Below are 12,173 nucleotides of genomic sequence, written 5' to 3'. Positions count from 1 at the left end.
GGGGTTTCACCGCTGGGTCCCTTCTGTTACCGCTGTGCTACAAACTGCCGTTCGTTTCCTAAACACGTGCGGCCGCAAGACTCGGGGCGGTTCCGGCGGAGTGGCGTCGCAGGTAGCAGAACCAGGTCAGAGCGAAACAAATGCCATAGAAAATGGCGAAAGCGGAAATTGCGGCACCCGCGCCCCCGGTCGCGCCGATGGACGAACCGAATCCGCGATTGATGAAGAATCCGCCGAAAGCGCCGACCGCCGAGATGAAGCCGATGGCCGCCGCCGCGTCCCGGCGTCCGGTCGCCAGGGCGTCGTCGTAGGCGGGGGTGCCGGGCTCCAGACCTTCGATCGCCTTGGCCCGGAAGATCGCCGGGATCATCCGGTACGTCGACCCGTTCCCCACCCCGGCGGTGCCGATGAGCAGCAGATACGCGACGAAGAAGAGCATGACGTTGTGGCCCGCGAGACCGGCGTACACGAGAAGGACCGCGCCCGCCATCGCGGCGAAGTTCCACAGCGTGACCGTCGCCCCGCCGAGCCGGTCGGACAGCCAGCCGCCCACCGGGCGGATCAGCGAGCCGAGCAGCGCGCCCAGGAACGCCAGCGACGTCAGCCCGGCCTGCTCGGGGAACTGCGTGGTGAGGAGCAGCGGGAACGCGGTCGAGTAGCCGATGAACGAACCGAAGGTGCCGATGTAGAGCACCGACATGATCCAGGTCTGCGGGCGGCCCGCCGCCTTCGCCATCTCGCGCGGCTCGGCCTTGGCGACGGTCAGGTTGTCCATGAAGAAGTAGGCGCCCAGCGCCGCCGCCAGGATGAAGGGGATCCAGAACAGCCCGGCCGCGGCGAGCCCGAAGGCCCCGATCACCAGCGGCATCACCAGCTGCACCGAGGAGACGCCGATGTTGCCGCCGGCCGCGTTCAGCCCGAGCGCGGCGCCCTGCCGCGACTGCGGGTAGAAGTAGGTGATGTTGGCCATGCTGGAGGCGAAGTTGCCGCCGCCGAGCCCGGCCGTGGCGGCGATGACGAGGAAGACCCAATAGGGCGTCGCCGGATTTCCGACCGCCACCGCGAGCAGCCCCGCGGGGATGAGCAGCAGCAGCGCGCTGACCACCGTGAAGTTCCGGCCGCCGAACCTCGCCGGCCCGAACGTGTAGGGCAGCCGCAGCGCCGACCCGACCAGGTTGGGCAGCGCGACGATCCAGAACAGCTGGTCGGTGGTGAACTTGTAGACCCCGAGCCGGACGGCCACGATGCTCCACACCGTCCAGAGCGTGAACCCGAGGTGCTCGGCGAAGATCGAGTAGATCAGGTTGCGGCGGGCGACCCGCCGCCCGGAGGTGGCCCAGAAGTCGGGGTCGTCGGGGCGCCAATCTGCGATCCAGCGTGCCATGAGGGGGTCCTTCCTCGGTTTCCAGGGTTGCCTGGAACGTAGGAGGCCGCCGTTACGCACACTGACGATCGGTGACGGTGCGCCCGTTAAGTGAGTCGCACGTACGAAACATGCAACTCATACGACGCACCGGCGCAACACGGATTTAACCGCGATTAGGGAAAGGGAGAGCCGGGCATTTCGTGATGGTGTCGCCGTCGCCGCGGGGAGCGTGCATGACTGCCCATCGGATCGTCCCGTTCACCGATCCATCGCTACGTACCGTAGCGAACCACGTGACCACCTTCGACAAGGAGCTGCGTGAGCTGGTCAAATCACTGACGCTCACCCTGCGGGCGGGAGCCGGCCGGGCCGGCCTGGCCGCGCCGCAACTCGGAGTGCCGCTCCGGGTCTTCGCCTTCGACCTCGACGGCCGGGCGGGCCACCTCGTGAATCCGCGCCTGGAGACGTCGGAGCGGAGGGTCGTCGCCGATGAGGCGTGCCTGTCGGCCGCCGGGATCTGGTGGCCCCTGGAACGCTCCTTCTCGGTCACCGCGCGTGGCCGTGACATGTTCGGCAAGCCGGTGACCGTACGCGCCATCGGCCTGCTCGCGCGGGTGATCCAGCACGAGGCCGACCACCTCGACGGAATGCTGTTCAGCGACCGGCTGGCGCCCGAAGAAAGAGAGAAGTTCCTGGCACAGGTGTGATGCCCGGTTTGGGCGCGGCGTTCTTGAGGTATTCCTCCTACCTGTCACGCTGTGTAACCAAGCCTCGAACCTGCCTTGAAGAAGATCGTCTCCTCCCGCCCTCGGAGGAGCCCGCATGCCCCTGGACCGCCGCCACGCCCTGACGCTCGGATTCTCCCTCGGCATCGCGGGCGCCGCGGTCCCCCTGCTGGGCACGCCCGCGGCGGCGTGGGCCGGTCCGATCCGGCCCCGCATCCACGAACGGCTCGAATGGGAGGCCAGGGAGCCGCGCGAGACCGCGACGGTCCTGCGCCGGGCGCCCGAGCACATCGTGATCCACCACACCGCGACGTCCAACTCGATGGACGACACCCCGGAGCACGCCCACCGGCTCTCCCGCGCGATCCAGAAGCACCACATGCGCCGCAACCGCTGGGACGACATCGGCGAGCAGTTCACCATCAGCCGGGGCGGCCACATCATGGAGGGCCGCAACCGCACCCTCCTGGCGGTCTCGCGCGGCATGCACGCCGTGGGCGCCCACACCGCCGACCACAACCGCACCTCCCTCGGGATCGAGAACGAGGGAACCTATGCCCGCACCAGCCCGACGCTGGCGCTGCTCGGCTCGCTGGTCAAGCTGACGGCGTGGCTGTGCGCGCAGTACGACCTCAACCCCTACGAGGCGATCGTCGGCCACCGCGACCTGAACCACACCAGGTGCCCCGGCGACTACCTCTACGACCTGCTGCCCGAACTGCGCGAGCGGGTCTGGCACCGGATGGTCGGCCGCCGGTTCAGCCCGGCCGCCTGGAAGCTGGAGCAGCAGTCGCTGCCGCGCCGGGGTGTCATGTTCGCCGAACAGCCGGAACGCGTGTTCGATCACGGCCCCGCACTCGGCATTTCGGACTTTTCGGAAATCCGACCCGAATAGGTCTTGATGGTTGACTGGAGTGATCAAACTTGTTCAGATGTGTTTATCCTGGAATCCGGACTTAACGTCCTGCGAGGGATCTTCCGGGTGACATGAGGTGGGGGCCGAATGAAGATCTTCCAGACGTCCTTGCGTGTTTCGGCGGGATCTCCACCCGGCATGAGATCGGGACATGTAGCGTCTTAGCGCTTCTTGTTTCGGCCGCGTTCCGGCCCGGACGTATCCGGACGGCACGTACATGCCGAGACGGGCCACCGGTACGTTTCCCGTCCTCGCGACCCGCGAAGGCAATCGTGCCCCCCTTGCAACGACGCAGCACGCACCTTGCCCCGGAGGATCCTCGCCCCATGAATCCCGAGAGCAGCATTTCTCGTCCTATATCCCATTTAGGGTCATTCACTACGATTACGCCCTTAATGGCAATTGCTCCCCGGGTGAGCGTGGTGGTACCCGCGATGAACGAGGCCGAGAACCTGCCCCACGTCTTCGCGACGCTGCCCCGCTGGGTTCACGAGGTCGTGCTGGTCGACGGCAACTCGACCGACGACACGGTGGCGGTGGCCCGGCGGCTGAGGCCGGGCCTGCGGGTGGTGACCCAGCCGGCCAAGGGCAAGGGCGACGCGCTGGCCGCCGGATTCGCCGCCTGCACCGGCGAGATCATCGTGATGATCGACGCCGACGGGTCGACCGACGGCCGGGAGATCGTCCGGTTCGTCGCCGCGCTGGTCGCCGGGGCCGACTACGCCAAGGGCTCGCGCTTCACCCACGGCGGCGGCAGCGACGACATCACCCTGGGCCGCCGCATCGGCAACCTGGTGCTGTCCGGCCTGGTCAACCTGATCTACCGGACCCGCTACACCGACCTCTGCTACGGCTACAACGCCTTCTGGGCCAGCACCCTCGACGTGCTGTCGCCCGACTGCGCCGGCTTCGAGGTCGAGACGCTGATGAACATCCGCGCCGCCAAGGCCGGGCTGAAGGTGCACGAGGTGCCCAGCCACGAACGCGGCCGCATCCACGGCACCAGCAACCTGCGCACGGTCCGCGACGGCTGGCGCGTGCTGAAGACGATCCTGCGCGAACGCGACACCCGCCTGCCCGCCCCCGCCGAGGTGAGCGCCGAGGCCGGAGTGACCGCCGACCAAGGCGCCGCCTGACCTTGAGAAGCGCCCTGCCTGCCAAGACTGACTGAGAACCGTGACCGAGACGCTCCGCCGTCGGCTGCCCGCCGACCTCCAGGACCCCCTGCTGCGCAACGCCTACGCCCTGATCGTCAACGCGGGCATCGGGGCGGCGCTCGGCGTGGGCTACTGGGTCATCGCGGCCCGGCTCTTCCCCGCCGCCGACGTGGGCGAGGGCCAGGCACTGATCAACGCGATGCGGATGCTGGCGGCGCTGACCTCGTTCGGGTTCGTGGGGGCGCTGACCCGGTTCGTGCCGGAGACCGGGCGGGCGACCGGGCGGTTCGTCCGCGCGGTCTACCTGCTCGGCGGCGGCCTCGGCCTGGTCGCCACGGCGATATTCATCGTGGTGACCAAGGACGAGCCGGGGTTCCGCATCCTGTGGGGCTGGCTGCCCGCCGGGGTGTTCGCGCTGGTCGTGATCGTGTGGTCGGTCTACACGCTGCAGGAGGTCGTGCTGTCGGCGCTGCGGCGCTCGACGTGGGTGCCCGTGGTGAACACGGCCGTCGGGTTCGTGAAGGTCTCCGCCGTCGCGGCCTGCGCGTTCCTGGCGGCGAAGACCGGCGACGCGGTCTCCTGGCAGGTGTTCCTGGCCTGGATCGTGCCCTGCGCGCTGGCCGTGCTCCCGGTCAACTACCTGCTGTTCGTACGGGTGATCCCGCGCCACGTCGCCGAGACGGCCCACCGCACTCCCCCGACGCTGAAGAGGATCGCCCGGTTCGCGGGCGGCGACTACTTCGGCTCGGTGTTCACGCTGGCCGCGATCTATCTGGTCCCGGTCGTGGTGGCCACCCAGGTCTCGCACCAGACCTACGCCTACTACGGCATCGCGGTCACCGTCGGCGGCCTGCTGGAGATCTTCGCGTTCACGATGGCGACCAGCCTGACCGTCGAGGGCTCCTTCGACCCCGCCAGGCTGGGCCGCAACACCCGGCGGGCGCTGCACCGCAGCCTGACCGTGCTGATCCCGATGATCGCCCTGGTGGTGCTCGTCGCGCCCCTGGTGCTGTCGGTTTTCGGGGCCGAGTTCGCCGACAACGGCACCACGCTGCTGCGGCTGATCGCGCTGGCCACGCTGGCGCGGGCGTTCGTCGAGCTCTACCTGGGCGCGCTGCGGGCCATGGGGCGCAGCCGCCCGTTGCTGTACATCCAGGCGGTGCGGTGCGTGCTGGCGCTCGGGCTGACGTGGCTGCTGCTGCCCCGCCACGGCATCGAGGGCGTCGGGATCGCGCTGGTCATCACGCAGAGTGTCATGGCGGCCGCCGTGGCTCCGGCATTGATCCGCCTATGTCGGCCAAAAGGTGGAGAAACTGATTCCGTGTCCTCGAACGAACCCCCACCGTCGCGGCACACCTCCGATGATTCCGAAGCGGTGGACACCATCAGACCCGTAGCCCTCCCCTTCGGCGGCATCCGCAGACTGATGGCGGCCAGAATCGCCGCCCAGGAGTCCCGCTCCGATCCGATCGTCGACGGGCCGGATGGTGATGATCTCCCTGAGGGGGATGCGCCATTACGTACAGAAGAGCTGGAAGATCAATCAACCACCGGCGAAAAGGCGTCTGAAGAAAAGACCGACGAAAAAGAAGTCGCAGACACAGTCGCCGATACAACGGCCGAAGAGGCTCCGGAAGAAGCGGAAATCGCCGCCGCCGCCGAAGAGCACGTCGACTGGAGCGACTCGGAATTCGGGCTGAAAACCCAGGAGTTCCGGGTGGTCGCACCGGGCTGGGCCGTCGCCCCCGCCGGTGAACTCGTGGTGGTCCCCGAACGCGTCCAGCCACCCTCGGACGCGAAACCTCGACGCTACTGGCTGCGGAGCGCGGTCCTGCTGTTGCGTCAGCCCCGTGAATGGCTGGGCGCCGCCATCACAGTCCAGGCCCTGGTCATGTACGTGCTGGCGATGAAGGCCCGCCCCACCGGCCTGGTCGGCGTGGATCTCTACGCGATGACGGGCCTCGGCCTGGTGTCGGTCATGCCGCCGGTCGCCCTGTTCGCCATCGCGCTGCTGATCCTGAGCTTCTTCGACACCCTCACCCAGAAGCGCAACCGCCCGATCCTGCTGCTGTTCCAGATCCTGGCCGTCATGTTCGCCCTGCACGGCGCGGCGGTCCTGGTCGAACCCCTCCCCCGGTTCCCGGTCGCCTGGACGATCGGCGGCTTCGTCGACTACATCGCCCGCACCGGCGAGACCCTGGTCGCCCTGGACGCCCGCTTCAACTGGCCCGGCTTCTCGGTCTTCTCGGCCTTCATGATCAGGGCGGCCGGGGTCGAGGACGCGGCGGCGCTGCTCAACTGGTGGCCGCTCATCTCGAACGTGGCCTACCTGATCCCGCTGATCGTGATCGTCAGACGGCTCCAGGCCGACCGCCGGGCCAAGTGGCTGGCCCTGATGATCTTCGTGGTGTCCCAGTGGGTCGGCCAGGACTACTTCTCGCCGCAGGGCATGACGTACCTGCTCTACATGCTCTTCGTCGCGATCCTGCTGACCTGGTTCGTCCGGGTCGACCCGGTCTCGTCGTTCTGGCGGCGCCGCTGGACGCTGCGGCCGGGCGAGCGGGCGCCCAGGAAGACCACGACCACCGACAAGATCATCATTCTGATCCTGATCGTGCTGATCTTCGTGGCGACCGCGACGTCCCACCAGATCACGCCGTTCATGATGTGCGGCGTGCTGCTCGGGTTCGTGGTGTTCCGGCGGACCCGCCTCAGCTTCATGATGGTCATCCTGTTCGGCGCGATCGTGGCCGCCTACGTCAACTACATGGCCGTCGCCTACTGGTCGGGCCACCTCGACGCGATGGTCGGCTCGGTCGGCCAGGTCGGCGGCAACCTCACCTCGCAGACCACCGGCCGGATCAGCTCCACCAACCCCGAACGCCTGATCGTCCTGTATACACGCCTGGCCATCACCGGGGTCATCCTGGGTCTGGCCGGGCTGGGCCTGCTACGGCGGCTCAAGAAGGGCATCGGTGACCGGGTCGTCTTCGTGATGATGGTGGTGCCGGTCCTGTCGCTGGCCATGCTCAGCTACGGCGGCGAGCTCGGCCTGCGCGTCTACCTGTTCACCCTGCCGGCCACCAGCATCCTGGTCGCCTACCTCTTCTACCCCGGCCTGCCGAGCAAGGTGCCGCCGAAACGGCGCTTCCCCCAGCTGGCCAGGCTGCGCCCGATAGTCGCGTGCGTCCTCGTGCTGGGACTCGCGGGCGCGTTCCTGCTGGCCAGGTTCGGCAACGAGAAGTACGAGTGGACGTCGCCCTCGGAGCGCGCCGCCATCGACTACATCTACGAGCGGGATCTGGAGACCACCCGCATCCTCTACCTGGTCCCCGAGGGCGACGGCGGTTCGTCGATCTCGTGGAGCCTGACCGGGGTCGAACGGGTCCGCCAGATCAGGGCGACGGCCGGACGGGACCCGCTGAAGGTCGACAACGTGGTCGAACAGCTCCGCGACGCGGGCCCGGGTTCGTTCATCCTGGCGACCCGCAGCCAGGAGGCGTCCCTGGAGATCGACGCCAACTACCCGCCCGACTGGGGCCCGAAGATCCGGGTATCGCTGGCCCAGCATCCGGAGCTGGAGACGCTCGTCTGGAACGACGACGCGGCGGTGTACGCCCTGAAGGAACAGCCGACGGGCCGGATCGCGCCGCAACTGCGCGGGACACCGTTCCGCATCGGCGAGACGCCGTGGACGCCCTACGGGCTGATCGCGCTGGCGATCTTCGTGCTGCTGATCATCACCCGCGAGATCATCCGGATTCGGGAGCGGCCGGGGACCTGGTACTGGAGCCGGCGGCTGGCCTGGCTGTCGATCCCGTTCCTGCTGCTGGCGGGCTGGGTCGTCCTGGAGAGGTTCATGCTGCTGAGCGTGTGACTACCAGCCCGACTCGAGTTCGACGACGACGTGGTTCTCCGGATCGGCGACATTCGTGGCGAACCGCTGGGCCGCGCGGTACACCGCGACCACCCCGTCATCGCGGTTCCACTCGCGGATGAAGTCGGGCAGCGGTCCGATCGCGGCGTGGGTGCCGTCTCGGCGCAGGTTCCCATACTCGTCGAGCGTCCAGCCGACCTTCCTCATCGCCTCGACCTGCCGGTCGACGGTGGTCCGGAGCACGATGTACTCGGCCTCAAAGGTGGTGCTCCCCGCGCCGTTGCCGGCGCCCTCGTACATGTCGACGATGCCAAGCCCGGCCGAGATCTCCTCCCGGATGGAGTCGTCGACGGTCACGGTGTCGTCCATCACCGCCCAGAATAACGCGCCGCATCCGGCGGGGATCGCGAGCACGAAGGCGATCCAGAGCCAGACGGCGGCCTTCAGGTTCCGCTGCCCCGGGCCTGCACCTTCCTGATGATCCATGCTCCGGAGACTAGCCGGGAAGAGATCGCCAGCGCCGCATAAGTTCGGGGTTCCATCGGCGAGGTGAGGAACGCCCTGCGAGCCCACTTGAGCGACCGGCCCCAGTCGCGGGCCATCGAACTCTCGAAGGCCACCTGTCCCGCCAGGCGGGCGTAACCGCGACGATCCCGCCGGAACTCGGGATAGTTGTTCAGCAGCCACTCGTGGGAGTCGGCGATCATCGACCAGCGGCCGTAGAAGTGGGAGCCCTCGTGCGGCGGCACCTCGACCAGGATCTCCGGCACGTAAGGGATCGGGGCGTGCCGGGCGCACCTCAGCAACAGCTCGTAGTCCTCGGCGAAGCCGCGCGGGATCTCCTCGGAGAAGATGCCGACCGGGCCCGTCAGCAGGTCGCGGCGCATCAGGAACGACGACGTCGTCGCCGCCGGGATGCGGGAGCGCAGCAGGTCGTCGAAGGTGATGTGTGAGGCGGGCCAGAGCCGTTCCTGGGTCGACACCATCCCGCAGGAGACCAGGGCCGCGTCGGGGTTCGCCTGGAGCGCCTCGACCTGGAGCCGGAGTTTCGTCGGCCGCCAGGTGTTGTCGTCGTCGCAGAAGGCCACCAGGTCGTCTTCCGCCGCCAGGATGCCGCTGTTGCGGCTGCCCGCGACGTTGGGGACGCGTTCGTTGGTCGTCCAGGTCACGCGGCGGTGCGGGTCGTCGGACAGGACCTCTTTGTCGGGGTCGCACCGGTCGAACACGATGACGGCGGTGACGTCGCCGGGGTAGTCCTGGGCGCGGAGAGACGCCAGCGCCTCGCGCAGCATCTCGGGCCGGTTGCCGGTCGTGCAGACGACCACGCTGACAGCGGGCCAGTCGTTCATCGGTTGATCCAGCGGACTTCGTAGGACTTGAGCGTGACCTGCTTCCCGTCGACCGACGCCCTGGTCTCCTCGCCCCGCGTGTTGACCACGACCAGCCTCTTCGACGACGCCAGCACCCGGATCGCCGGGTGGGCCGTGGGCACGCTCGCCAGCCGGGTCCCGGCCGGGAACGACCGGGCGAACTCCTGCAGCATGGTCAGCGCGGGCAGCGGCTGACCGGCCTTCGGCTGGTCGAGGTTGGTCCACAGGCAGCCGTCGCACGCGCGGCCCTCACCCTGAGGTGACCAGTAGAGGGCGGCGGCGGTGCCGCTCTTGGCGAACTCGATCATCGCGGCGGCCTGGACGGCCAGGCGGCGGCCAGTGGTCCAGTCGGACTCGGCGGGCTCGAAGTACCACTCGGCCCACCAGATCGGCAGCTTGGTCTGCTTCTTCAGCCACCCGTTGACGGCCGAGAACTTCGCCAGCGCCTTGAACTCGTCGGGATACATGCCCTTGGACGACTCGGAGGTGCCGTCGACCACGATGAAGTCGGCGCCGTGCTTGTTCTTCAGCCAGAACCTGATCGCGTCGAGACCGCGCTGGTCCTGGCTGCCCCACGGGCCCGACACCTCGGACTTCCAGCCGGGCCGGTCGGTGACGTTGATGTAGGGGCCGCCGACCTGGATCTTCGGGTTGACCTTCTTCAGGGCGTCGTAGACGTAGTTGTACATCTCGGTGTAGCCCTCGTAGTCCCACCGCTTCAGGCCTTCGTTGAAGAAGCCCTTGAACTCGTTCCAGACGATGAAGTGGCGGACGTACGGGTAGCGCTTGGCCGCGGTGGCGGCCAGGTGGGCGAAGTTCTTGTAGTGCTTGCGCAGCGGCGACTGGGTGAAGTTCTTCTCCCAGTCGGTCTGGCCGGGCTTGCCGCCGACCATCCAGTCGGGGGCGCAGCACAGGGTGATGACCGGCAGACCGCCCGACCGCTTGATGGCGGCCATCCGGCTGTCCATGCTGTCCCAGTCGTATTTGCCGGGCGAGGGCTCGGGGTTGAGGGTGCCGAAGCCCATGATGTGCTGGTTCTGGATGATCCGGCCGCGGGCCAGGCTCTTCTCCGCGATGGCGGTGACCTCGGGCGGGCCCGAGTCGACGCTGAAGCGGGTGTGGGAGAAGCCCCAGATGGGGAACCCGTGGGGCGCGCCGCCGCCGATCACGATCGGTTTCGCCGCCGCGGGGCCGGCCACCGCCTCGGGCGCCGACTCACCCTGGTCTCCTAACGGCTCCCACGGGACCGTCGGGGGCCCGGACATCGCGATGATGAGGGCGGCGACCGCACCGGCGACGGTGACGGTCGTGAAGAGCATGATGAGCCTGGTGCGGAGGGAACGGCGCGCGTGCCGCCAGTGCCGCCGATTCTCTCGAGCCACCCGGACACGATATCGGGCGAAACATAAGAATCGCGGGTTACCCCGGAATCTAGAAGCCGAATCGCAACTCGGTCAGACCGTTCTCGAAGTTGGAACGCAGTTGGCGTCCTTCACCGATGGCGTGGATCTCCGGAAGGCGCTGGAAAAGCTCCCGGAAGGCGACAGTGAGTTCTTTCCGGACGAGATTCGCACCGAGGCAGAAGTGGATACCCGGGGCCCCGAACCCGACATGTGGATTGGGGTCACGGGCGATGTCGAAGGCGTCAGGATCGGCGAAGACCGTTTCGTCGCGATTGGCGGAAAGAAAGTAGAGGACGACCTTGTCGCCCGGTTTGAAGACCTGGCCGCCGACCTCGTGCTCGACCTTGATCGTGCGGCCGGTGCGCATGCCCGGCGTGACGTAGCGGACGATCTCCTCGATGAACGTGCCGATGTGCTTGTCGAAGTCATCGACGAGGAGTTCGCGCTGGTCGGGATGGGTGGTGAGCAGGCGTAAGCCGTGGGCCATGGCGTTGCTGGCGGTGTTGATGCCGGCGGTGACCAGCAGGGTGAAGAACGCGCCGAGCTCCATGCTGGTCAGCTTCTCGCCGTCGATGTTGGCGGTGACGAGCTGCGAGATGACGTCTTCGCGCGGGTCCTGGCGGCGCTCCTTGCCGAGCTCGATGACCATCCGGCGCAGGCCCACCAGACCCCATGTGTTCTTGACGGCCAGCCCCAGCGACGACACGAACCCGGGCCGCACGCCCGTGTAGTCGGCCCAGGTGTGCACCCGCTCGATGACCAGGTTCCGGTGCTCCTCCGGGACGCCCACGATGTCGCAGATGACGCCCGAGGCGATGGGGTTGGCGATCTGGGTGATGAAGTCACCGCCCGGACCTGCGGCGATGACGCCGTCGATGATGCGGTTGACGTTGGCCGTGACGTCCTGCTCGCTCTTGTCGAGCATGCGCGGGGTGAACGCGCGGGCGATGATGCGGCGCAGGCGGCCGTGCTGGGGGTCGTCGAGGTTCACCATCGAGTTGCCGAAGATGTACTTCGCCCAGAACGGCGGCGGCGGGATCGACACTGACGGGTAGCTGCTGAACACGGCCGGGTTGCGCAGCGCGTCGGTGATCTCCTGGTGCCGGACCAGCGCGTAGAACCCCTTGCCCGACCGCAGGCCCGGGACGCGCGGCTCCCCGAAGTACATGGGCTTCTCGATCTGCCGCAGCCGCGCGAAGGCCGCCAGTCTCTCGGGGTGGGGCCGGCCCCAGAAGGACAGGCTGCCCAGGTCGATGTCGTCGATGGAGACTGGCGCGGCGGTCATAAGGGGCAGCACCTCAGGTCGGGGGACGGGCCGGTATTCGCGTGATTAGTATGGCGCGGTCATCGCCTCCTAGG

Annotated in this window: 9 protein-coding genes; 4 read left to right on the top strand and 5 right to left on the bottom strand. The window is 67.9% G+C overall.

The window, feature by feature from the left end; genetic code table 11:
- Window positions 1–58 precede the first annotated feature (58 nt).
- A complete protein-coding gene (locus tag AW272_RS21910; protein WP_066368301.1) occupies window positions 59–1,384 on the bottom strand; it encodes an MFS transporter in 1,326 nt (441 codons plus the stop codon).
- A 185-nt stretch (window positions 1,385–1,569) separates the two neighbouring features.
- On the opposite strand from AW272_RS21910, the gene def reads away from it, so the two are divergent.
- The 4 genes from def (at window position 1,570) to AW272_RS21890 (ending at window position 8,041) form a co-directional block, all read left to right on the top strand.
- Window positions 1,570–2,073 carry a peptide deformylase gene (gene def / locus AW272_RS21905; protein WP_369408751.1) on the top strand — a complete coding sequence of 168 codons (504 nt, stop codon included), beginning with the start codon at window positions 1,570–1,572 and terminating at the stop codon, window positions 2,071–2,073.
- Between the two features lie 115 nt (window positions 2,074–2,188).
- Window positions 2,189–2,986 (top strand): peptidoglycan recognition protein family protein, encoded by a 798-nt coding sequence (locus tag AW272_RS21900; RefSeq protein WP_083958556.1) that lies wholly within the window; start codon window positions 2,189–2,191, stop codon window positions 2,984–2,986.
- Between the two features lie 416 nt (window positions 2,987–3,402).
- A complete protein-coding gene (locus AW272_RS21895; RefSeq protein WP_245657668.1) occupies window positions 3,403–4,143 on the top strand; it encodes a glycosyltransferase family 2 protein in 741 nt (246 codons plus the stop codon).
- A 40-nt stretch (window positions 4,144–4,183) separates the two neighbouring features.
- Complete coding sequence (locus AW272_RS21890) at window positions 4,184–8,041, top strand: lipopolysaccharide biosynthesis protein (protein ID WP_066368288.1); 3,858 nt, start codon at window positions 4,184–4,186, stop codon at window positions 8,039–8,041.
- Here AW272_RS21890 and AW272_RS21885 read toward each other — a convergent pair whose 3' ends face one another.
- The 4 genes from AW272_RS21885 to AW272_RS21870 are packed head-to-tail and all read right to left on the bottom strand — an operon-like array spanning window position 8,042 to window position 12,099.
- A complete protein-coding gene (locus tag AW272_RS21885) occupies window positions 8,042–8,527 on the bottom strand; it encodes a hypothetical protein (RefSeq protein WP_066368286.1) in 486 nt (161 codons plus the stop codon).
- Entirely contained in the window at window positions 8,485–9,390 is a 906-nt protein-coding gene (locus tag AW272_RS21880) for a glycosyltransferase family 2 protein (RefSeq protein ID WP_066368283.1), read from the bottom strand. The genes AW272_RS21885 and AW272_RS21880 overlap by 43 nt, the downstream gene beginning before the upstream one ends.
- On the bottom strand, window positions 9,387–10,793 hold the full coding sequence (locus AW272_RS21875) for a GH39 family glycosyl hydrolase (RefSeq protein WP_157518702.1): 1,407 nt from the start codon (window positions 10,791–10,793) through the stop codon (window positions 9,387–9,389). The genes AW272_RS21880 and AW272_RS21875 overlap by 4 nt, the downstream gene beginning before the upstream one ends.
- Window positions 10,794–10,842: 49 nt before the next feature.
- A complete protein-coding gene (locus AW272_RS21870) occupies window positions 10,843–12,099 on the bottom strand; it encodes a cytochrome P450 (RefSeq protein ID WP_066368281.1) in 1,257 nt (418 codons plus the stop codon).
- Window positions 12,100–12,173: the final 74 nt, after the last annotated feature.

Source organism: Herbidospora mongoliensis (genome assembly GCF_001570545.1).
GTDB lineage: Bacteria > Actinomycetota > Actinomycetes > Streptosporangiales > Streptosporangiaceae > Herbidospora > Herbidospora mongoliensis.
This window is presented reverse-complemented; position numbering and strand designations above follow the sequence as displayed.